We start from the raw sequence: 23,477 nt of genomic DNA, 5'->3' as shown, positions 1-23,477 counted from the left end.
ATCTTCTCTGTCGGCCCGGCCCCGGCACGCGGGACCGTGCTGTCCGGCCGGAGAACCCGGCGGACCCGCGGCGGACCACCGTCCGCCCCGGGGCCGGTCGTCTCCCGCACCCCTCTTTCCGGAAGGAGCACGCGATGTCGGACGAGCACGCACCTGTCCTGCTGCCGGGCGGAGGCTGGCGGCTGTGGGAACAGTTCGCGCTGCGCGGCCCCGGCTTTCCCGCCGACGGCGTGCTGCGCCTGTCCCCGCCCGGACTGGCCGAGGCCGCCGACAAGTTCGACCCCGACAGCCCGCTGTCCGGGCCCGAATGGGACGCGTTCGGCGAGGAGCTGTCCGCCGCGGCCGTGGACACCGCCCGCCATCTTCAGGAGGTCGCCTCCCGCCCCCGCTTCCAGGCGGCACTGGCCTGGCAGAACCCCGCCGTGCTGCGCACCGGCATCGCCCCGTTCCTGCGCTGGCGGCCGGGTACCGATCCGCGCAGCAGCATGCCGCGCCAGCGCGAGGAGCTCGTCGCCCACTACTGGCAGCGGTTCTGCGTCAAGAACGACACCATCGGCTTCTTCGGCCCCGTCGGCTGGGGCCGCTGGGACCTCGCCGCACAGGACGCCGTCGCCCCCTCCGCCGGACAGGGCTTCCTCGCCGCCGGCGAGGTCTACTTCTCCGGCTGGGCCATCGACGCCCTGACCAAGGTGTTGGCCGAGGACGCGGACCTGATGCGCTGGATCCCCCCGCGCCGCGTCTCCATCGTCCGCGCCGCGGACGGAACCGTGCGGGTGCCCGGCCGTCCCGCGCAGCCGCTGGGGGAGCGCGGGACGGCCGTACTGGAACTGTGCGACGGCACCCGGCCCGTCGCCGCGATCGCTGCCGAACTGGACCTCCCGGTCGACGAAGTGACCGACTCCGTACGGGAGCTGGCGCGCCGCCGGTGGGTGCAGTGGCGCCTGGAGGTGCCCGCCGCCACCCACCCCGACCGGGCCCTGCGCGCCATCCTGGAGCGGGTCCCCGACGCGAAGGCACGCGACCGCGCGCTGGCCAGGCTCGCCGTCCTCGAAACGGGCCGCGACGCCGTGCGCGACGCCGGCGACGACGCCGAAGCGCTCAGCGCCGCGATCGGAGCCCTCGAAGCAGACTTCGCCGCCCTCACCGACACCGAGGCCCAGCGCGCCAAGGGAGCCCGGACCGCGCCCTGCCGCGGCCTCGTCTACTCCGACACCCGGCGCGCCGCCACCGCCACGGCCGGACCGGACCTGCTCGCCCTGATGGAACCCCTCCAGCTGTGCCTGACCGCCGCCCGCTGGATGACCAACCGCTTCGCCGACGGCATCCGCGCCCGCCTGCGCACCGTCCACGACCGGCTCGCCGCACAGGGCGCCCCCGTCGACCTCGCCACCCTGTGGCTGCACACCCTGCCCTCCCCCCACCCCGACGCGGGCGACCTCATCGACACCGTCCAGGCCGAACTCCGCGCCAAATGGGCCCGACTCCTCGACATCCCGCCCGGCGCGCGCAGTGTCCGCCTGACCACCGCCGACCTCGCCGACCGGGTTCGCGAGGAGTTCGCGGAGTCCGGCGACGGCTGGTCCCTGGCCCGCTACTTCAGCCCCGACATCCTCGTCGTCGCCGACGACGAGGCGGCCCTCGCGCGCGGCGACGTCGACCTCGTCCTGGGCGAGATGCACTGCGCCCTCAACACCATGGGCGCCTCCCTCTTCGTACACCAGCACCCCGACCGCGACGAGCTGCTCGCCGAGACCACCCGCGACTTCCCCGGGCCCCGTCTGCTGCCCATGCTCGCCAAGGAACTGCCCCTGAAGTGGTCCACCCGCAGCCGCCCCTCCCTCGACCGCGACCAGGACCACTACGTGGCGCTGGTCGACCAGACCGGCGACCCGCACCGCCCGCGCACCGCACTGAGCGCCGACGTCCGGGTGGAGGACAGCGACGGCCGGCTGACCGCCGTCCTGCCCGACGGCACCCGCTACGACCTCCTCGACGCCTACGCCAACACCCTCACCCAGCGGGTCATGGACCGCTTCACCCTGCGCCCCGAGGGCGACCACACCCCGCGCATCACCGTGGACCGCATGATCCTGGCCCGCGAGACCTGGCAACTCCCCGTCGCCGAGGTCGACTTCGCCGACGAGAAGACGGAGGCCGCCCGCTTCGTCCGGGCCCGCCAATGGCAACGCCGGCACGACCTGCCGCGGTTCGTCTTCGTCGTCTCCCCGACCGAACCCCGCCCGTTCTACGTCGACTTCGACAGCCCCGTCTACCTCACCATCCTCGCCAAGGCCGCCCGCAGGCTCGCCCGCAAGGACCCCGCCGCCCGGCTGAAGATCAGCGAGATGCTGCCCACCCCCGAACAGGCGTGGCTCACCGACGACCACGGACACCGCTACACCTCCGAACTCCGCTTCGTCGCCGTCGACCGGACCGTCACCGGCGAGGAGTCCTCCTGATGCGCACCCTCGCCGACGACATCGCCGCCCACGCCGCACGGCACCCGCGGCGGATCGCCCTGGACACGCCCGACGGCACGGTCACCTACCGCGAACTCGACGCCCGGATCACCGAACTGGCCCACCTGCTGCGCGCCCACCGCGTCCGGCCCGAGACCGTCTGCGCCGTCGCCGTGGAGCACGGGCGCGACGCGGTCGCAGCCCTGGCCGCCGTCCTGCGCTGCGGCGCGGCCTTCCTCACCCTCGACATCGGCCAGCCCCGCGACCGCCTCGCGTCCTTCGTCCGCACCGCGGGCGCCCGCCTCCTGCTCACCACCCGCGACCGGGCCCCCTCGCTCGACCTCGGTGTCCCCGTCGTCCACCTCGACCGCCCGGACCGCCCGGAAGCCACCCAGGACTCGCCGTTCCCGCCGGCCGAACCCCACGCCCTCGCCTATGTCAGCCACACCTCCGGCAGCACCGGCGACCCGAGCCCCGTCCTCGTCGAGCACCACGCCCTCGACGGCTACCTCCGCGACACCGCGCACGCCCTGGGCCTCGGCCCGGACACCGTCGCCCTGCAGACCGCGCCGCTCGGCTACGACGCCTCCCTCCGCGACACCTTCGCCCCCCTGCTGGCCGGGGCCCGTCTCGTCCTCGTGGAACGCGCCCGGCTGCTGCGCCCCGCCGAGTTCGTCCGCACCGTGCGCGAACACCACGTCACCGCCCTGCTCAGCGTCACCCCCTCCTTCCTCACCCACCTCACCGGACAGCGCGACCTGCCCGACCCGCTCGCCGGGGTCACCCTCGTCGCCTCCAGCGGCGAGTCGCTGAGGCCCTTCCTCACCGCCGGCGGACGCTGTCTCGTCCCCGGCCGCCTGGTCAACCAGTACGGGCCCACCGAGTGCACGATGACCACCACCCGCCACTCCGTGCCCCCCGCGCCCGACCCCGCCGACGACATCGTCGGCCACCCCCGTGCCGGCACCACGATCCGCGTCCTGGACGCCGGTCTCGTGCCCGTCCCCGACGGAACCGTGGGCGAGGTCTACATCGCCGGTACCGGCGTCGCCCGCGGCTACGGCGCGCTCCCCGCCCGCACGGCCGACTCCTTCCTCCCCGACCCCTACGGCCCGCCCGGGTCACGCATGTACCGCACCGGCGACCTCGGCCGGTGGACCGCGCAGGGGCTGCGCTACGAGGGCCGCGGTGACCGGCAGGTCAAGATCCGCGGCTACCGGGTGGACCCCGCCGAGATCGAGGGCGCGCTGCTCACCCATCCCGAGGTGACCGGCGCCGTCGTCACGCCCGACACCGACGGCCGGGGCCGTGTCCATCTCGCCGCCCATGTCACCGGCGACATCGCGGCCACCGACGCCGCCCTGAGAGCCCATCTGGGCCGCACTCTGCCGCCCCACCTGATGCCGCGCCGCTTCCACCGCCACACCGCCCTGCCCACCACCCGCGGCGGCAAGGCCGACCGTGGTCACCTGGCCGCCGGGAGCACCGCATGAGCACCACGACCGCCGGACGCCACCCGGCCGCCACGACGCCCGTTCCCGTCCTGCCCGGCCCCGCCGACCTGGCGCGTGCTGCCGCCCGGATCGCCCCGTACATCGTCCGCACCCCGCTGCTGCGCGGACCGGTGACCGGCGGGCACGGCCCGCGTCTGCTGCTGAAGGCCGAACACCGCCAGCTCGGCGGCTCGTTCAAGACCCGGGGGGCCGCCAACGCCGTCCTCGCCCTGGGCGCCGACCGTGTCGTCACCGGCTCCTCCGGCAACCACGGCATCGCCCTGGCCCGGATCGCCCGCACGCTCGGTCTGCGGCTGACCGTCGTCCTCGCAGCGGGCGCCGCCCCCGCCAAGGCTGCCGCCATCCGGGCCCTCGGCGCCGAGACCGTCCGGGTGACCGGAGGAGTGGCCGAGCGCGAGGAACACGCTGCGGAGCTCGCCGGGGCGACCGGCGCCGTCCTCGTACCCTCCTCCGACCACCCCCTGGTGGTCGCAGGCCAGGGCACCGTCGGCACTGAACTCCTCGCCGACGCCCCCGACACCGAGACGGTCTACGTCCCGGTCGGCGGCGGCGGCCTCCTGGCCGGCGTCTGCCTCGCCGCCGCGGACCGGCCGGTACGGGTGGTCGGCGTCGAACCCGCCCTCACCCCGCGCTACGCCCGTTCCCTGGCCGCCGGGCACCCTGTCCAGCTCCCGCCGAGCGGAACCGTCGCGGACGGACTGCGCGGCCAGCGCCCCGGACACGTCACCTACCCGATCGTCCGCGACCGGGTGGACGACCTGATCACCGTCGGCGAGGCGGAGATCCTCGCCGCCACTGAACTGCTGCGCCGACACGGTGTCGATGCCGAGCCCAGCGGTGCCGTCGCCCTCGCCGGGGCGCTGCGTGCCGGCCGCCGCGAACACGCCGTGGCCGTGGTCTCGGGCGGCAACACCCCCGCCCGGCTGCGCGCACAGCACCGCCCGACCACTGCGGCGGACGCCCCGTCCGCCGCCGCACCAGGCACCTCTTCCACGCCCGTCACCACGCTCGACAACACCAAGGAGCACACGTCATGACCGAGAACACGGCCACCGCCATCAGCACCCTCGACCAGCTCGTCGACGTCTTCCGCGACATCCTCGACTTCGCCGGGCTCACCGAGGACACCGACTTCTACGAGGCGGGCGGCGACTCCCTGACCGCCTTCCAGATCACCGGCCGCCTGGAGGAGATCCTCGGCGTCGACGACATCCCGGTCTCCCTCGTCTTCGCCTACCCGACCCCGCGTGACCTCGCCGAGGTCGTCGACGCCGACTACGGCCGTGCCTGACCCGGCGCCACGGCCCGCCCCGAGGCTCCCTGGCCCCCGCGCACCCGCCGTGCGGGGCCGGGCCCCGGCGGTCACCGCAGCCGCGCTGTCCTCACCTTCACGACCCCGTCCCCGCGCGCCAAGGAGTGCCGCCATGACCGAAGACCTCGTTCCGTCCCTCGGCCGCTGGCGGCTGTGGAACCAGTTCGCGCTGCGCGGGCCGGGCTTTCCCGCCGACGGCGTGCTGCGCCTGTCCCCGCCCGGACTGGCCGAGGCCGCCGACAAGTTCGACCCCGACAGCCCGCTGTCCGGCCCCGAATGGGACGCGTTCGGCGAGGAGCTGTCCGCCGCCGCCGTGGACACCGCGCACATCCTCCAGGACATCGCCCACACCCCGGCGTTCCGGCAGGCGCTCGCCTGGCAGAACAGGCCCGTGCTGCGCACCGGCATCGCCCCGTTCCTGCGCTGGCGGCCGGGTGCCGATCCGCGCAGCAGCATGCCGCGCCAGCGCGAGGAGCTCGTCGCCCACTACTGGCAGCGGTTCTGCGTCAAGAACGACACCATCGGCTTCTTCGGCCCCGTCGGCTGGGGCCGCTGGGACGGTTCCGTGCCCGGGGCCGCCGTCGACATCGGAACCGGGCTGATCGCCGACTCCCGCGTCTACTGGGCCAGTTGGGGTATCGACGCACTGGCGAAGATCCTCGACGCCGATCCGGAACTGCGCGGATGGATCGCTCCGAGGCGTGTGCCGTTCGTCGTGGTGGACGGCGACCAGGTGCGGGTGCCCGGCCGGCGCCCGACGACCGTGTCCGCCGCGCAGGCGGCGGTCCTCACCCGCTGCGACGGCGTCCGCCCCGCCCACGGCATCGCCGCCGACCTACCCAACACCGATGTCCCCGGGATCCTGACGGACCTGGTGTCCCGCCGATGGGTCACCTGGCGGCTGGAGGTCCCCGCGGGCACGCACCCCGAACGCGCCCTGCGCGCCTGGACGGAGCAGGTCGGCGACCCGGGCCCCAGGCGACGGGCGCTCGCCGCCCTGGACCTCCTGGAAGCGGGCCGAGCGAAGGTCGCCGCCGCCGACGAGGAGAGCGAACTCATCGCGGCGATGGAGGAGTTGGAACGCGACTTCACCCGCCTCACCGACACCGCCGCCGTACGGGAGAAGTCCGCCTCCACGGCGCCCTGCCGGGCCCTCGTCTACAGCGACACCCGGCGCTCCGCGACCGCCCGGCTCGGGCCCGCGGTGCTCGACGCCCTTGCCCCGCTGCGCCTGCTGATGGACAGTGCGGGCTGGCTCACCGCACGACTGGCCGCCACCGTCGCCGCCGGGATCCGCCCGGTCCACGACCGGCTCGCTGCCTCCGGCCCCGTCGACCTCGCCTCCTTCTGGTTCGCGTGCCTTCCGGTGCTGCACGGCACCGCCCGCACCGCCGCGGACGACCTCCAGCGCGAGTTCGCCGCACGCTGGCAGCGGGTCCTGGACGTCCCCGAGGGAGCGCGCCGGGTGAGCGTGCGCACCGCCGACATCGAGGCGGCCGTCAGCCACGAGTTCACCGGCTGTGGGGGCTGGACCGCGGCCCGCTACCTCAGCCCGGACATCATGGTCGCCGCCGACGGCCCCGAGGCAGCGGCCCGCGGTGACCTCACCCTCGTCCTGGGCGAACTCCACCTCGCCGCCAACACCTTGGGCGCCTCGCTCTTCACCCACCAGCACCCGGACGTTCGCGAACTGCTCGCGCTGACCGACCGGGACCATCCCGCCCCGCGCCTGCTGCCCTTGATCCCCAAGGAGCATCGCGCCCGTCTCTCCGCCCGGGTCCGGCAGACGCTGGTACGGCCCGAGGACTACCAGGTCGCCCTCACCGACTTCACCGCGGACCCCGCCCGCCAACGGGCCGTGCACAGCGCGGACGCCGTCGTCCAGGAGCGCGATGGTGAGCTGGTCGTCCTCCTCCCGGACGGCGCGGAGTTCCCGGTGGCCGACGTGTTCGCGCACGCCCTCACCACGCTGTCGATGGACCTCTTCCGGCTCCTGACGCCCGCCGCGCACACCCCACGCGTCACCCTGGACCGGATGGTCGTCGCCCGTGAGACCTGGCGACTGTCCGCCGCGGGGGTCGACTTCGCCGACGACAAGGACGAGGCCCGCCGCTTCGTGAGGGCCCGGCAGTGGCGCGCACGACAGGGACTGCCCCGCTTCGTCTTCGTCGTCTCCCCGACCGAGTCCCGCCCCTTCTACGTCGACTTCGACAGCCCGGTCTACGTGTCGATCCTCGCCAAGGCCCTGCGTCGGCTGGCCCGGAAGGACCCGCACGGCACAGCCACGTTCACCGAGATGCTCCCGACTCCGGAGCAGACCTGGCTGACGGACGACGAGGGACGGCGCTACACCTCAGAGCTGCGGTTCGTCGCCTTCGACACCCAGGAGACCTGAGCCCGGATCCATCGATGTAGCGGAACCGGGCCGAGGTGCGCCGCTGCTCCACCGCCCGCAGCAGCAGCCAGGTGGACCTGGTCACCAGAGCGGTCACCATGGCGTACGAGCGCCCCTCCTGCTCGTACCACTGCACCACCGGGGCCAGCGGGAACACCAGTCCGGCGAGCAGCCCGGCACGGAAGCCGACCAGTTGGCGGCCGATCAGCGCGATGCCGGCCGCAGCGGCCGACATCGCCAGGACAGACGGCATCCGCAGTCGGGTATCGGAACTTGCCGAATGGCTCGGACAACATGGAACCCTCTTGTTCGGCCCCTACGACGGAAGTCGAGGCTGATTCCTCTGCGGCCCGACGCCACCGGAGACGGCGGTGGACGCCAAGCACCGGCGGCCGAGGACCTTCAACCTCCTGGTGACGTGCCGCGAGCGGAAGGCCACCAACCGGAACTACGTCAACTCCTATTCAGCTCCTACGTGTGGAAGCCCGGGCTGGCCACGGCGGGCGTGATCGCACCGCTGGACGAAGGCAGCGCCGACCACTCCCTGCCCCGTGTCGGCGCACGGGGAAGTGCTGCCATCGACGCGATCTCCGCGTAGCCGTAGCCGTAGTCGGTCGGCAGGGCCTGTGGAGCGCGGTCCGTAGCCCGCCGCGGCCCAACGACACGGACGGGGGTCCCGGACATGGCGCCGCGCCCCTCTCCGGCCCGCTGGGCGGCGGTTGGAGAGGGGCGCGGCAGTGACCACGCGGATCAGATGTTCAGATGTCCCGGAAGATCTCGATCTGCGCCCCCACCGAGTTGAGGCGCTCCGCCAACTCCTCGTAACCCCGGTTGATGACGTAGACGTTGCGCAGCACCGAGGTGCCCTCGGCCGCCATCATCGCGAGGAGGACGACCACCGCGGGGCGCAGGGCGGGCGGGCACATCATCTCGGCGGCGCGCCAGCGGGTGGGGCCGTCCACCAGGACCCGGTGCGGGTCGAGCAACTGGAGCCTGCCGCCGAGGCGGTTGAGGTCCGTCAGGTAGATGGCCCGGTTGTCGTAGACCCAGTCGTGGATGAGGGTCTGCCCCTGCGCGGTCGCGGCGATCGCGGCGAAGAAGGGGACGTTGTCGATGTTGAGGCCCGGGAAGGGCATCGGGTGGATCTTGTCGATGGGCGCCTCCAGCTTGGAGGGCCGTACGGTCAGGTCCACCAGCCGGGTGCGGGTGTTGTCCGCGGCGTACTCGGCCGAGCGGTCGTGGTCCAGGCCCATCTCCTCCAGTACGGCCAGCTCGATCTCCAGGAACTCGATCGGCACGCGCCGCACGGTGAGTTCGGAGCCGGTGACCACCGCGGCGGCCAGCAGGCTCATCGCCTCCACCGGGTCCTCGGAGGGGGAGTAGTCCACGTCCACGTCGATCTCGGCGACGCCGTGCACGGTCAGCGTGGTGGTGCCGATGCCGTCCACCCGTACGCCCAGGGTCTCCAGGAAGAAGCACAGGTCCTGGACCATGTAGTTGGAGGAGGCGTTGCGGATGATGGTCATCCCGTCGTAACGGGCCGCCGCGAGCAGGGCGTTCTCCGTCACGGTGTCGCCGCGCTCGGTCAGTACGATCGGGCGGCCGGGGGCGACGTCCCGCTCGACCTGGGCGTGGTAGAGGCCCTCGGTCGCGGTGATGTCCAGGCCGAAGCGGCGCAGGGCGATCATGTGCGGCTCGATGGTGCGGGTGCCGAGGTCGCAGCCGCCCGCGTAGGGCAGCTTGAAGTGGTCGAGGCGGTGCAGCAGCGGGCCGAGGAACATGATGATCGAGCGGGTGCGCCGGGCGGCGTCCGCGTCGATGGCGTCCAGGTCGAGCCGGGCCGGGGGCACGATCTCCAGATCGGTGCCGTCGTTGATCCAGCGGGTGCGCACGCCGATCGAGCCGAGCACCTCCAGGAGGCGGTAGACCTCCTCGATGCGGGCGACCTTGCGCAGCACGGTGCGGCCGTTGTTGAGCAGGGAGGCGCACAGCAGGGCGACGCAGGCGTTCTTGCTGGTCTTGACGTCGATGGCGCCGGAGAGGCGGCGGCCGCCGACGACGCGCAGGTGCATGGGGCCCGAATAGCCGAGCGAGACGATCTCGCTGTCCAGGGCCTCGCCGATGCGCGCGATCATCTCAAGGCTGATGTTCTGATTACCGCGCTCGATGCGGTTGACCGCACTCTGGCTCGTGTTGAGCGCCTCGGCCAGCTGCGACTGTGTCCAGCCCCGGTGCTGACGTGCGTCACGGATGAGCTTGCCGATGCGTACGAGGTAGTCGTCTGCCATGAGGGCAAGGTTATCTCAGATATGAGATGACGTCCGCACGGGGCGGCCGAACGGGTGAGTCCCCGTGTCGCCGCGAGGCGGCCGCTTCTGACGGTACGTCGCCTCCCGCCCGGGCGCCTGTGGAGTCGTGGGGTGGGCGGGGTCGGGGTGGGGTGCCGCCGCGCCGGGGTCGCCGGTGGATCCGGGCAGCCTGCGGCGCCCGCGGTCGCCGCGGGGGCGGGTCCGCGCATGACCCGGCGGCGGGGATGTACTAGAGTTATCTCGACATCGAGATATCTGCCGAGGCGTCCCGCAGCCGCCACTCGGTAAGGGTGACCTTACTTAGTCTTACCTCAGTAGGCCAGTCGGAAATCGTGGCGGCAGGATTGCGGTGGTACGCGCACACATATGAAGGAGACTGTCGTGTCGGCGAACAGCTTCGACGCCCGCAGCACGCTGCGCGTGGGCGACGAGTCGTACGAGATCTTCAGGCTGGACAAGGTCGAGGGCTCCGCTCGCCTTCCCTACAGCCTCAAGGTGCTTCTCGAGAACCTTCTCCGCACGGAGGACGGCGCGAACATCACCGCCGACCACATCCGCGCGCTGGGCGGCTGGGACTCGCAGGCCCAGCCCAGCCAGGAGATCCAGTTCACGCCGGCGCGCGTGATCATGCAGGACTTCACCGGCGTGCCCTGTGTGGTGGACCTCGCGACCATGCGTGAGGCCGTGAAGGAGCTGGGCGGCGACCCGGCGAAGATCAACCCGCTGGCCCCGGCCGAGCTGGTCATCGACCACTCGGTCATCGCCGACAAGTTCGGCACCCACGAGGCCTTCGCCCAGAACGTCGAGCTGGAGTACGGCCGTAACCGCGAGCGCTACCAGTTCCTGCGCTGGGGCCAGACCGCCTTCGACGAGTTCAAGGTCGTCCCGCCCGGCACCGGCATCGTCCACCAGGTCAACATCGAGCACCTGGCCCGTACCGTCATGGTCCGCAACGGCCAGGCCTACCCGGACACCCTGGTCGGCACCGACTCGCACACCACCATGGTCAACGGCCTCGGCGTGCTCGGCTGGGGCGTCGGCGGCATCGAGGCCGAGGCCGCGATGCTCGGCCAGCCGGTCTCGATGCTCATCCCGCGCGTCGTCGGCTTCAAGCTGACCGGTGAGCTGAAGCCCGGCACCACCGCCACCGACCTGGTGCTCACCATCACCGAGATGCTGCGCAAGCACGGTGTGGTCGGCAAGTTCGTCGAGTTCTACGGCGAGGGCGTGGCCGCCACCTCGCTCGCCAACCGCGCCACCATCGGCAACATGTCGCCCGAGTTCGGCTCCACCGCCGCGATCTTCCCGATCGACGACGAGACCCTGAACTACCTGCGCCTGACCGGCCGCGACGACCAGCAGGTCGCCCTCGTCGAGGCGTACGCCAAGGAGCAGGGCCTGTGGCTGGACCCGGCCGCCGAGCCGGACTTCTCCGAGAAGCTGGAACTGGACCTCGCCTCCGTGGTCCCGTCCATCGCCGGACCCAAGCGCCCGCAGGACCGCATCGTCCTCGCCACCGCCGCGCAGCAGTTCGCCCAGGACGTGCGCAACTACGTCGTCGAGGACGAGGAGGCGGGCAAGGAGTCCTTCCCGGCTTCCGACGCCCCGGCCTCCGCCAACGGCGTGCCGACCCGCCCGACCACGGTCACCGCCCCCGACGGGTCCACCTACGAGATCGACCACGGCGCGGTCACCGTCGCCGCGATCACCTCCTGCACCAACACCTCGAACCCGTACGTCATGGTGGCCGCCGCGCTGGTCGCCAAGAAGGCGGTCGAGAAGGGCCTGACCCGCAAGCCGTGGGTGAAGACCACCCTGGCCCCGGGCTCCAAGGTCGTCACCGACTACTTCGACAAGGCGGGCCTGACCCCCTACCTCGACAAGGTCGGCTTCAACCTGGTCGGCTACGGCTGCACCACCTGCATCGGCAACTCCGGCCCGCTGCCGGAGGAGGTCTCCAAGGCGGTCAACGACCACGACCTCGCCGTGACCTCGGTGCTCTCCGGCAACCGCAACTTCGAGGGCCGGATCAACCCCGACGTCAAGATGAACTACCTGGCCTCCCCGCCGCTGGTCGTCGCCTACGCGCTCGCGGGCTCCATGAAGGTGGACATCACCAAGGACGCGCTCGGCACCGACACCGACGGCAAGCCGGTCTACCTGGCGGACATCTGGCCCACCGAGGCCGAGGTCAACGACGTGGTGGCCAACGCCATCGGCGAGGACATGTTCAACAAGTCCTACCAGGACGTCTTCGCGGGCGACGCCCAGTGGCAGGCGCTCCCGGTGCCGACCGGCAACACCTTCGAGTGGGACACCGAGTCCACCTATGTCCGCAAGCCCCCGTACTTCGAGGGCATGCAGATGGACCCGGCCCCGGTCGAGGACATCTCCGGCGCCCGGGTGCTCGCCAAGCTCGGCGACTCGGTCACCACCGACCACATCTCCCCGGCCGGTGCGATCAAGGCCGACACCCCGGCCGGTACGTACCTCACCGAGCACGGGGTGGAGCGCCGGGACTTCAACTCCTACGGCTCGCGGCGCGGCAATCACGAGGTCATGATCCGCGGCACCTTCGCGAACATTCGCCTCCGCAACCAGATCGCGCCGGGCACCGAGGGCGGCTACACCCGCGACTTCACCAAGGCGGACGGCCCCGTCTCCTTCATCTACGACGCCTCGCGGAACTACATCGACCAGGGCACCCCGCTGGTCGTCCTCGCGGGCAAGGAGTACGGCTCCGGCTCCTCGCGCGACTGGGCCGCCAAGGGCACCGCCCTGCTCGGCGTGAAGGCCGTCATCGCCGAGTCCTACGAGCGCATCCACCGCTCGAACCTCATCGGCATGGGCGTGCTGCCGCTGCAGTTCCCCGAGGGCCAGACCGCCGAGACCCTGGGTCTGACGGGCGAGGAGACCTTCTCCTTCACCGGGGTGACCGAGCTGAACAACGGCTCCACCCCGAGCACCGTCAAGGTCACCACCGACTCGGGCGTCGAGTTCGACGCGGTCGTCCGGATCGACACCCCCGGCGAGGCCGATTACTACCGCAACGGCGGCATCATGCAGTACGTGCTGCGCAACCTGATCCGCGGCTAGTACCGCGGACCGCCGCCCGGAGCACCGTACGGCGGCGAGGGCCGTATCCCCGTACCAGGGGGGTACGGCCCTTTCGCGCGCCCGCGGGGAGGCGGCCGGCGGTGGCCGGAACATTGCTCCCGCCGCCATCCGGGGGAAAACGCTGCAGTGGCGAACGGTGAGGCGGACACGTATTTCTTGAGGATGCTCAGGAGCGTGCGAAAACCGGCTGGGGAGTGCCCCATGGCTGATTGCCGAGGTCTCAACTCGGGAAAGACTCGGGGTCAAACCTGCACCCGATCTTGCTCAGGTTTCGCGAGTGGACTATACCTATCCGCGTCCGGTCTGGTGGTTTACCGCCAGGGGGACGGCCGGGGGCTGGGGAGCACGGACGCATGGGGGCGTCGGCCCGGTCCAGCAGGGAACCTCGGCCTCAGCGCACTACCCCGCTCATATCGCCGCGGTGCCGGAAGGGTCCGGTACACCGCTTGAGTCCTGGAGAAGGCGAGGACTTAGCATGGGATCCACTTCCGCCACCGGTCATGAGGGCGTCGGCCGTCGCGATCTGATCAAGCGGTCTGCTGCACTCGGCCTGGCCGCAGTTCCGACCATGAGCTTCCTGTCCGCCTGCGCGAGCGGCGGCGGTGGCGACAACGACCAGGTCGACAAGGGCAAGAAGACCAAGGACAACCCGCTGGGCGCCAACGAGACGGCCCCCGTCAAGGTGGTCATCTTCAACGGCGGCTTCGGCGACCAGTACGCCAAGGACGCCGAGGCGATCTACAAGAAGCGCTACCCGAAGTCCAAGGTCGAGCACCGGGCGACGCAGAAGATCCAGACGGAGCTGCAGCCGAGCTTCAACGGCGGCACCCCGCCGGACCTGATCGACAACTCCGGCAAGGAGCAGATGGACATGGGCGTCCTGGTCGGAAAGGACCAGCTCGCCGACCTGACCCCGCTGCTCGACGCCCCCTCCATCGACGACCCGAACAAGAAGGTCCGCGACACCCTGCGGCCCGGCGTCATCGAGATGGGCCAGTTCGACGGCAAGCCGGTCTGGGTCATGTACTACGCGTACACGGTCTACGGGGTGTGGTACTCGCAGACCCAGCTGGAGAAGCTGGACGCGGAGTACCCCGAGACCTGGGACGACATGATCGCCCTGTGCGCCAAGGCGAAGAAGCAGGGCATCGCGGGCTGGACCTACCCGGGCCAGTACCCGTACTACCTGCCGTTCTCGCTGTACCCCTTCATCGGCAAGATCGGCGGCCGCGAGGTCCTCGACGCCATCGACAACCTGGAGCCGAACGCCTGGAAGCACCCGGCGGTCAAGTCGGCCTTCGAGGCGTACTACGAGCTGGTCCGCAAGGGCTACATCCTCAAGAACACCTCGGGTCTGAGCCACATCCAGGCGCAGACGAACTGGAACCAGGGCAAGGCGCTGTTCATCCCGAACGGCTCCTGGGTGGAGAACGAGTCCGCCAAGACCACGCCCAAGGACTTCAAGATGTCCATCGCGGCGCCCTCCAGCCTCGACAAGAGCGACAAGATGCCCTTCGGCACGCTCTGGGCCTCCGGCGGTGAGCCCTTCATCGTCCCGGCCAAGGCGAAGAACCCGGTCGGCGGCATGGAGCAGATGCGCATCATGCTCGGCAAGGAGTCCTCGCAGAACTTCTCCAAGCAGGTCTCCTCGCTCACCTCGGTGCAGGGCAGCGAAGAGGGCCTGGAGCTGCCTCCGGGCCTCAGCTCCGCGGTCGCGGCGCTGAAGAAGGCGGGCGACAACATCCTCAACCCGCGGCTGCAGGACTGGTACGTCGAGCTGAACAAGCAGCGGATCGGCGTGGCGTGTCTGGGCGAGATGATGGCCGGACGCATGACGCCCGCGGAGACGATCAAGAAGATCCAGGGCTACGCCGACGCCACCGCGAAGGACGGCGACATCAAGAAGTACAAGCACGCGTGAGTATGTGTCCCCAGCGGCGGCTATCGCGTAGAGACCAGGACCGGTAGATCATGCAGCATGGTAAGTACCGTTTCATTGTGGGGTTTTTGGTTGCTCCACTGGCCTTGTATGCCGTCTTCGTCATCTGGCCGTTCATCCAGGCGATCTATTACTCGTTCACGGACTGGACGGGGTTGAGTTCCGATTTCTCGATGGTGGGTTTCCGGAACTACGGCAAGATGCTCGATGACGCGGTGTTCTGGAAGTCGTTGCAGCACAGTGTGCTGTTCGCGCTGTTGCTGCCGCTGGTGACACTGTCTTTGGCGTTGTTCTTCGCCTACATGCTGAATGTGGGCGGCCGGCGTCGTAAGGACGCGGCGGTGGGGGGTGTGCGGGGTGCGGGGTTCTACAAGATCGCGTATTTCTTCCCGCAGGTGTTGTCGATCGTGATCGTGGCGTTGTTGTTCCAGTTCGCCTACGACCCGCGTCAGGGGGCGATCAACGGGGCGTTGGAGGCGTTCGGGGTCGCGGACCGGCCGAACTGGCTGGGGGATCCGGATCTGGCGTTGTGGTGTGTGATGGCGGTGCTGGTGTGGAGCACGGTGGGGTTCTTCGTGGTCCTGTTCTCCGCGGGGATGGCCTCGATCCCGAAGGACTTCTACGAGGCGGCGCTGCTGGACGGGGCCTCACGGGTCACGACGTTCTTCAAGATCACGCTGCCGTTGCTGTGGGACACGGTCCAGTCGGGCTGGGTCTACATGGGCATCCTGGCTCTGGGCGCGGAGGCGTTCGCGGCGGTGCAGATCATGACGGTGGGCCCGGGTGGTCCGGCGGACTCGACCACGGTGCTGCCGTTGTACGTGTATCAAAAGGCGTTCGTGGGCGGTCAGGCCGCCTATGCCACCACGATCGGTGTCGCCCTGCTGCTGGTCACGCTGCTCTTCGCAGCCGTGGTGATGCGACTGGGCCGACGCGAGCGGCTGGAGTTCTGACGTGAAGACCACCGACACCCCCAACCCCAACCCCGACACCCCGGGCGCCTCGGGTGCGCCGGATGTGCCTGGTCTGCCTGCCGCACCGGGCGCCGTCACCACCACCGGCACCGTGGGCAAGGACCCGCTGAAGACACCACCTGCGGTCGCCGGTCCTGCCGGCAAGCGGGGTGGGGGTGTGGGCGGCGGGGTGCTGAACGTGTTCTCCCACGGCATCCTGATCCTGTGGGCGATCCTGGTCGTGCTGCCGCTGGCGTGGGCGGTGATGACCTCGTTCAAGTCGGACAACGACATCTTCGCCTCGCCCTGGTCCCTGCCCGACCGGCTCCACTTCGACAACTGGTCGCGTGCCTGGGGCCAGGCCCATATGGGCGAGTACTTCCTCAACACCATCATGGTGGTGGCCTGCTCGCTGGTCGGCACCCTCGTGCTGGGCTCGATGGTCGCCTATGTCCTGGCCCGCTTCGAGTTCCCCGGACGCCAGTTCCTGTACTACCTCTTCGTCGGCGGCATGAGCTTCCCGATCATGCTCGCCCTGGTCCCGTTGTTCTATGTGATGAACAACCTCGCCCTGCTCAACACCCTGCACGGCCTGGTCCTGGCCTACATCGCCTACTCCCTGCCGTTCACCGTGTTCTTCCTGACCGCGTTCTTTCGCACGCTGCCCTCCTCGGTCGCCGAGGCCGCGTTCGTCGACGGTGCCTCCCACACCCGCACCTTCTTCCAGATCATGCTCCCGATGGCCAAACCCGGCATCATCAGCGTGGGCATCTTCAACTTCCTGGGGCAGTGGAACCAGTACATGCTGCCCACCGTCCTGAACAACGACCCCGACCGCCGCGTCCTGTCCCAAGGACTGGTCGAACTCGCCGTCTCCCAGGGTTATCGAGGCGACTGGTCCGGACTCTTCGCCGGTCTGGTCATGGCCATGCTCCCCGTCCTGGCCGCCTACATCATCTTCCAACGCCAAGTCGTCCAAGGCCTCACCGCCGGCGCCGTCAAATAACCACCCCGGCAACCACTCCCGGACAGCCACCTCGGCGACACCCGAACAGCAGGACCCCAACGCGCGGCACCCTTGTGGGGGGTGCCGCGCGTTGTCCGTACCCACTCGCGGAACCGCCCGCCATGCCCACTCGCCGTACCCGTCCGCGTACGCGCAGCGCGCCGGGAGAGCCGTCCGGCAGGCGTGATCCGTAAGGCCTGACTTACGGCGCGGAGCGCGTGGCGGGCCCGGTGTACGCCCTGAACAGGGCGGTTGGCGCGGGGGAGCTGCGGTGGGTGCGCGCTTTCGCGAACAGTGCTGTTCACTGCCCGCGGGCCGCTCCTATTCTCTGTCATGTACTCCACAGGTGTCGCGGTCGACATCGATGTCCGCGGCCCCTGCGCGCAGTGTTCTTGCGCTTCCTGGACAACCACGCAGCCGCCTGCCGCCGTGCGGCCGGTCCCGGCTGCCCGAATCCGTCGCATTGACGGGGGAGTTGAGAGTGTGATGCGCACAAAGAAGGTGCTGGCGGCGCTCGCCGTCCCGTCCGTCCTGGTGGTCACCGGGGCCTCGGTCGCCGCCGCGGCGCCCGCCGAGAAGCCCAAGGCGGCCTGTCCCGACAAGATGATCTTCGAGGTCGGCGGCCACCTCGACAAGGACGCCACCGCCTACGACCGCACCAACGCGGGGCTGCCCGCCGGGGTCGCGTTCACCAAGATCCACTACTCCGCCTCGATCGCGCCGTTCCCCGGGGACACCGTCTCCATGGACGACTCGGTCGCCGAGGGCATCGGCAACCTCGACCGCGCGGTGCGCGACTTCCACGCCGCCTGCGGTGGCAGCCACATCACCATCTCCGGCTACTCGCAGGGCGCCATCGTCGCGGGCGACGAGCTGAACGCGCTCTCCAAGACCGACGACATCCCGCACAACCAGATCAACGGCGTCCTGTACGGGGACCCGCGGCGCCCCGGGGTGAACGGCCCCGGCGGCATCGAGGGCAACATCCCGACCATCATCCCGGGCCTGAGCATGAAGGGCCCGCGCGGCTTCGGGGACCTCACGGTCCAGGAGATCTGCAACAAGAACGACGGCATCTGCCACTCCGAGAACCCGATCACCAACCTGCTCGGGTTCGCCAACGGCGTCGCCGGATACTTCCTCGGCGACCACGGCTACGACATCAACCCGAACGCCGAGAACGGCAACGGCGACCGCCTGATCGACCAGCCGCCGCGGGTCCCGCACGGCGCCCCGCTGCCGGTGCCGATCCCCACCCCCTGGGAGATGTTCAACGGGAATCTTCCCGGAGCGCAGGGCAAGGTGAAGGAGATCCGTGACAAGCTTCTCCCGCTGCTGCCCCCGGACATGCGCAACCGGATAGCCGAGTTCCCCTGGCTCTCCGTACCCGCGTAAGCAGCCGCCCTGCCAGGGGTGTTCGGCCGATGAGAGCCGAACACCCCCCAGAACCAGGACGAGTTGAGGAGAGCCAGCCATGAAACGTTCGACCTTCCTCAGGGCCGCCGCGGGAGCTGTGGTCGGCGCACCCGCGCTGATCGGCGCCGCGGGCAGCGCACGGGCAGCCGGGGCGGCGGCCCCGCAGGTCACCAAGATCGCGGACCTCACCGGACCGGGCCTGACCACGGCCTTCCGGATGGAGGCCACCGATCTCGGTATCCCGGCCCGTACGCCCGACGGACGCCTGCTGTTCGTCTTCGGCGACACCTTCGAGGGGGCCGCGGTCGGCGCCGGATGGTGGCGCTCGCCGGTCGCGCTCTGGTCGGGGACCACCGACCTGAACGCCGGGGTGCGCTTCGACGGCGCCGTCGGCGGGGCGGCCGCGCAGCAGCTGTGGGCCTACGAGCACGACAACCCGCAGTTCTCCACCGTGCTGCCCTCGGACGTGATCACCATCGGCGGCAGCATGTATCTGCACGTGATGGTCAACAAGGGCCTGGGCAACGTGGTGTGGACCGAGATCTGGCGCTCCGACAACTCGGGCGCCAACTGGTACCACACCGGCGCGAAGTTCGCCCCGGACCTCGACGGCGGGCTCTTCCAGTGCCTCAGCTGGGGCCTCGGCGACGACGGCTGGGTGTACGTCTACTCGACCTCGTTCACCCGCAGCAGACCGATCATCCTGAAGCGGGTGCGCGCCGACCGGATCGCGGACCCCGGGGCCTACGAGCCCTGGGGCTACCGCGACGGCCAGTGGGCCTGGGGCCAGCCCGCCACTCCGATCCTGGAGGGCAAGTTCGGCGAGCTGTGCCTGCGGCCGCTGGACGGCAAATGGGTGCTCACCTGGTTCAACGCCGGGGACTACCGGATCGACGGCATCATCATGGACACCCCCACCTCCAACCTCTACACCGCGCACCGCCAGACCCTGATCTGGGGCGGCGCCTGGGGCCAGGAGGACGACGCGCATGTCGCGCAGCTCTACGGGGGCTACATCATCCCGGGTTCGACACTGAACGACCTGCATCTGTCGGTCAGCCAGTGGAACACCGGTGCGGGATGGCCCTACCGGGTGATGCAGCACCGCATCCGGGGCTTCGCCGCCTGAGCCGGGCGCCGGAGCCGCACCGGTAGGTGCCGCGGACGAAGGGGCCGGACGGGAGTGGAGAACTCCCGTCCGGCCCCCTTTTCGCGCACGGCCCGCTCAGCCGTGGGCCCTCAGGACAGCAGTTCCACCTCCGCCAGGGTCGCCGGCTCGTCGAGCACCAGCCGGTAGGAGCGGTACTTCCCCGGGGCCGCGACCGAGAAGACCCGGGTCTGCTTGTCCCAGGCGAACTCCTCGCCGCCGCGCCGGTCCAGGGTCCGCCAGTGCTCCCCGTCGCGGGAGCCCTCCAGACGCCAGCCCGCGGGCGCCGCGCCCTTGTCGGCGGAGGTCAGCGTGTACTGCACCGCCTTGGTCCGCTTACCGGGTTCCAGGTCCACCGTGTCCGTACGGGCGGTGGTCGCCGAGGAGTTGTCGGTCAGCGGGCCCTCGCTCGCCAGGGCGTCCTCGCGGGGTGCGGGGATCTCGGCGCCCTCGGTGATCGAGACGGGGGCGGCCTTCTTGCCGGTGCCCCAGGCCGAGGGCTTCGGGCCCATGTCGAAGTCGAGCACCGCGCCCTCGGCGAGCAGGTCGTGCGGCAGCGCGGTGGACTTCCACTTCTTGCCGTCGACCTTCAGGCCCTGGACGTAGATGTTCCGCTCGCTGTTCTCCGGCGCCCTGACGACCAGGTCGCGGCCGTTCTCCAGGTGCACGGTCGCCTTGGTGAACTGCGGGGAGCCCACCGCGTATTCACCGCTGCCCATGACCAGCGGGTAGAAGCCGAGCGAGGAGAAGAGGTACCAGGCGGACTGCTCGCCGTTGTCCTCGTCGCCGTGGTAGCCCTGGCCGATCTCGCTGCCGGTGTAGAGGCGGGAGAGGACCTCGCGGACCTTCTCCTGGGTCTTCCAGGGCTGCCCGGCCGCGTCGTACATGTACGTGGCGTGGTGGGCGACCTGGTTGGAGTGCCCGTACATGCCCATCCGCACATCGCGGGCCTCGGTCATCTCGTGGATGATGCCGCCGTAGGAACCGGCGAACTCCGGGGCCGCGGTCTCCGGGGTGCGGAAGTAGGTGTCGAGCTTCTTGCCGAGTCCGGCCTTGCCGCCGTAGAGGTTGGCGAGGCCCCGGCTGTCCTGGACCGCGGTGAAGGCATAGCCCCAGCCGTTGGTCTCGGTGTAGTCGTAGCCCCACACCCGGGGGTCGAACTTGTCCGAGTCCAGGCGCCAGTCGCCCTTCTTGTCGCGGCCCTGGAAGAAGCCGGCCTTGCCGTCGAAGAGCTTGACGTAGTCGCGGGCCCGGTTGAGGAAGTACGCCGACTCCTCGCGGTACTGCTTCTTGCCGGTCTTCTCGTAGAGCGCCTTGCCCATCTGGGCGATGCCGTAGTCGTTGAGGTAGCCCTCGAGCGCCCAGGACAGGCCCTCGTGCGTCTCGGTGCTGGTGTAGCCGAGGAAGGGCGAGGTCTCCATGCCCTTGCGGCCCACGCCCGGGGCGGGCGGCACCACGGTGGCGTTCTTCACCGCCGCCTTGTACGCGGCCTCGGCGTCGAAGTCCACACCCTTGACGTAGGCGTCCGCGAAGGCGACATCCGAGGAGGTGCCGGTCATCAGGTCCGCGTAGCCCGGCGAGGACCAGCGCGAGATCCAGCCGCCGTCCTTGTACTGCTGCACGAAGCCGTCCACCAGCTCACCCGCCTTCTTGGGAGTGAGCAGCGAGTACGCGGGCCAGGTGGTCCGGTAGGTGTCCCAGAAGCCGTTGTTCACATAGGGCTTGCCCTCGACGATCTTCGCGCCGGTGTGCTCCGGGGTGTCCGGCTTCTCCATCGGGGAGAAGGGCGAGGCGTACTTGTACGTCGAACCGACCTTCTCGAAGCCGGAGTTGGGGTACAGGTACAGGCGGTACAGCGAGGAGTACAGCGTGGTGCGCTGGTCCTCGGTGGCGCCCTCCACCTCGACCTTGCCGAGCAGCTTGTCCCACTGGCCGCGGGCGCTGTCGCGCACCGCCTCGAAGGCGGAGTCCTCGGGCAGCTCCTGGGCGAGATTGGCCTCGGCCTGCTCGGTGGAGATCAGCGAGGTGGCCAGGCGCAGCTGCACGGTGCGGTCCTCACCGGCCTTGAAGCGCAGATAGCCCTTGACGCCCTTGCTGCCGCCGTCGGTGACCTCCTTGTCGAAGACCCCGTAGACGAACAGGCGGGTGGCGCCGGTGGACAGGCCGGACTTGACGTCCGAGTAGCCGGTGACGATGCCCTTGTCCTTGTCGAGGCTGAGCCCGCCCTGCTCCGAGACGTTGTCGAAGGTCACGCTGGCGTTGTCACCGGGGTAGGTGAACCGCATCATCGCCGCGTGGTCGGTGGGTGCCACCTCCGCCTTGAGGCCGTTCTCGAAGCGCACCCCGTAGTAGTAGGGGCGCGCGGTCTCGTTCTCGTGGCGGAAGGGCAGCGCCCGCGCGGCGCGCGCGGTGGCCGGATCGCCCGCCTCGGTGGACGGCATCATCTGGAAGGTCTGCCGGTCGCCCATCCAGGGGCTCGGCTCATGGCTGGCGCTGAGCGCCTCCATGGTCGGCAGATTGTCCTCGTTGTTGTCCCGCGAGTAGTCGTAGAGCCAGCTGAGCGAGCTCGCGTTGGTCACCGGCGTCCAGAAGTTGAAGCCATGGGGCACCGCGGTGGCCGGGAAGGTGTTGCCGCGCGAGAAGCCGTTGCTGGAGTTGGTGCCGCGCCGGGTGTCCGCGTAGTCGGCCAGATGCGCCTTGGGCTTCGCGGGGGCCTTCTCCTTCAGGCTGACGTCGTCGAGCCAGCCGCGGAACTTCGCCGGGCCCTCGGGCGAGTCGTACGCCACCAGGATCCGGTCGGCGGTCTTGCCGCGGGCCACCGTGCCGAGGTCGGCGGCGACCGCGTTCCACTGGTTCACATACAGCCGCTTCGCCGCGCCCTGCCCCTGCGGGGTGAGCAGCCCGCCGTGGCTGTCGCGGGCCTTCAGCTCGCTGAGGTAGCTGCCGTCGGTGAAGGCGATGTCCACCGCGACGTTGGTGGCGTCGTAGTCGCGGTCCCCGTCGGCCATCGCCGGGAAGACCTTGTAGGACAGCTCGGTGCGCCGCCCGATCGCCACATCGACGTCGAAGACCTTGTTGTACGAGTACGCCCGGCCCTTGGCCTCATGGGTACCGGTGTAGCGCAGCGCGTGGGTGCCGGTGAAGCCCGCGCGGGCCTTGGCCGTGGGGGAGCCGGAGGGGCCCCGGTCCACCAGCGAGAGCATGTCCTTCGGCGGCGGCTGGTCGCCGTCGCCGGTGCCCACCTGGAGGTCGGCCAGCTGGATGGCGTCGTCCGCGCCGTTGTTCGCGGTGAAGTCGATCCGCAGCTGCGTGTACTCGGCCGGTTCCTTCAGCTCGTAGGTCTTCGTCTCGAAGCGCTTGCCGAAGCTCTGGCCGGACTGAGTGTCGAGGGTCTTCCACTCCTTGCCGTCGGTGGAGCCCTTGAGGGTCCAGTCCTTGGGGTCGCGCTCCTCGTGGTCGTTGGCCGAGGTGAGCGCGTAGGCGGCGATCTTCGCGGGCTCGTCCAGGGCGTACTCGACCCAGCCGGTGGGCTTCAGGCTCAGCCACTTGGTGCCGGGCTCGGCGTCGAGCAGGTTCTCCTTGGTCTCGCCGCCCTCGGCGTTCTCGTCGCTGGCGCGGACCACGGAGACCCGGCCGTTGACGCTGCCGGGCAGGCCGCCCGCGTAGCCGCCGTTGACGCCGGAGGCGCGCGGGGTGCCGCCGGGGCCCTGCTCCACGGTGGAGACCCAGTCCGGCGCCGGCTCGCCCTCCTCGAAGGAGGAGCTGAACTCCCGGTCGGTGGCGGCCTTCTGCCCGGCGGGCTGCGCGACGGCGGCGCCCTGGGCGGTGGCCAGGAGCAGTACGGCGGCCGCGCCCAGGGCGGCCTGGTACCTGACGGCGGGTCTCGGTCTGAACAGCATGCGGGCGCGCC

The 23,477-nt window shown here is 70.5% G+C and carries 13 protein-coding genes and 1 pseudogene; 11 read left to right on the top strand and 3 right to left on the bottom strand.

The window, feature by feature from the left end; all coding sequences use genetic code 11:
* The first annotated feature begins 134 nt into the window (after positions 1–134).
* From MID12_RS03225 to MID12_RS03205, 5 genes are all read left to right on the top strand, one after another.
* Entirely contained in the window at positions 135–2,459 is a 2,325-nt protein-coding gene (locus MID12_RS03225; RefSeq protein ID WP_263164740.1) for a lantibiotic dehydratase family protein, read from the top strand.
* A complete protein-coding gene (locus MID12_RS03220; RefSeq protein ID WP_263164738.1) occupies positions 2,459–3,952 on the top strand; it encodes an amino acid adenylation domain-containing protein in 1,494 nt (497 codons plus the stop codon). Before MID12_RS03225 ends, MID12_RS03220 begins: the two co-directional genes overlap by 1 nt.
* Positions 3,949–5,010, top strand: a complete 1,062-nt coding sequence (locus MID12_RS03215) for a threonine/serine dehydratase (RefSeq protein ID WP_263164736.1) — start codon at positions 3,949–3,951, stop codon at positions 5,008–5,010. Before MID12_RS03220 ends, MID12_RS03215 begins: the two co-directional genes overlap by 4 nt.
* Positions 5,007–5,264, top strand: coding sequence for an acyl carrier protein (locus MID12_RS03210; protein ID WP_263164734.1), 258 nt, complete (start codon positions 5,007–5,009; stop codon positions 5,262–5,264). The genes MID12_RS03215 and MID12_RS03210 overlap by 4 nt, the downstream gene beginning before the upstream one ends.
* Positions 5,265–5,397: 133 nt before the next feature.
* Complete coding sequence (locus tag MID12_RS03205; RefSeq protein ID WP_263164732.1) at positions 5,398–7,680, top strand: lantibiotic dehydratase family protein; 2,283 nt, start codon at positions 5,398–5,400, stop codon at positions 7,678–7,680.
* 34 nt (positions 7,681–7,714) lie between these two features.
* Here MID12_RS03205 and MID12_RS03200 read toward each other — a convergent pair.
* Positions 7,715–7,939, bottom strand: a pseudogene (locus MID12_RS03200) (glycosyltransferase family 39 protein); the annotation flags it as partial.
* Positions 7,940–8,438: 499 nt separating this feature from the next.
* A complete protein-coding gene (locus MID12_RS03195) occupies positions 8,439–9,968 on the bottom strand; it encodes a helix-turn-helix domain-containing protein (RefSeq protein WP_040246605.1) in 1,530 nt (509 codons plus the stop codon).
* Between the two features lie 402 nt (positions 9,969–10,370).
* On the opposite strand from MID12_RS03195, the gene acnA reads away from it, so the two are divergent.
* From acnA to MID12_RS03165, 6 genes are all read left to right on the top strand, one after another.
* Complete coding sequence (gene acnA, locus MID12_RS03190; protein WP_040246604.1) at positions 10,371–13,085, top strand: aconitate hydratase AcnA; 2,715 nt, start codon at positions 10,371–10,373, stop codon at positions 13,083–13,085.
* A gap of 496 nt (positions 13,086–13,581) precedes the next feature.
* Positions 13,582–15,027 (top strand): N-acetylglucosamine/diacetylchitobiose ABC transporter substrate-binding protein, encoded by a 1,446-nt coding sequence (ngcE, locus tag MID12_RS03185; RefSeq protein WP_263164729.1) that lies wholly within the window; start codon positions 13,582–13,584, stop codon positions 15,025–15,027.
* A gap of 50 nt (positions 15,028–15,077) precedes the next feature.
* Complete coding sequence (locus MID12_RS03180; protein ID WP_040246602.1) at positions 15,078–15,998, top strand: carbohydrate ABC transporter permease; 921 nt, start codon at positions 15,078–15,080, stop codon at positions 15,996–15,998.
* A gap of 1 nt (position 15,999) precedes the next feature.
* A complete protein-coding gene (locus MID12_RS03175; RefSeq protein WP_411576899.1) occupies positions 16,000–17,004 on the top strand; it encodes an ABC transporter permease subunit in 1,005 nt (334 codons plus the stop codon).
* A 486-nt stretch (positions 17,005–17,490) separates the two neighbouring features.
* Entirely contained in the window at positions 17,491–18,399 is a 909-nt protein-coding gene (locus MID12_RS03170; protein WP_052482076.1) for a PE-PPE domain-containing protein, read from the top strand.
* A gap of 79 nt (positions 18,400–18,478) precedes the next feature.
* Complete coding sequence (locus MID12_RS03165; protein ID WP_040246596.1) at positions 18,479–19,549, top strand: DUF4185 domain-containing protein; 1,071 nt, start codon at positions 18,479–18,481, stop codon at positions 19,547–19,549.
* A 110-nt stretch (positions 19,550–19,659) separates the two neighbouring features.
* Here the strand turns inward: MID12_RS03165 and MID12_RS03160 are convergent, their stop codons facing one another.
* Complete coding sequence (locus MID12_RS03160; protein ID WP_263164727.1) at positions 19,660–23,466, bottom strand: GH92 family glycosyl hydrolase; 3,807 nt, start codon at positions 23,464–23,466, stop codon at positions 19,660–19,662.
* Positions 23,467–23,477: the final 11 nt, after the last annotated feature.

The sequence above is a fragment of the Streptomyces sp. SCSIO ZS0520 genome (genome assembly GCF_025643355.1).
Classification (GTDB): domain Bacteria; phylum Actinomycetota; class Actinomycetes; order Streptomycetales; family Streptomycetaceae; genus Streptomyces; species Streptomyces physcomitrii.
The sequence above is the reverse complement of the archived record's forward strand: the minus strand, read 5'-3'. Positions and strand labels throughout refer to the sequence as shown.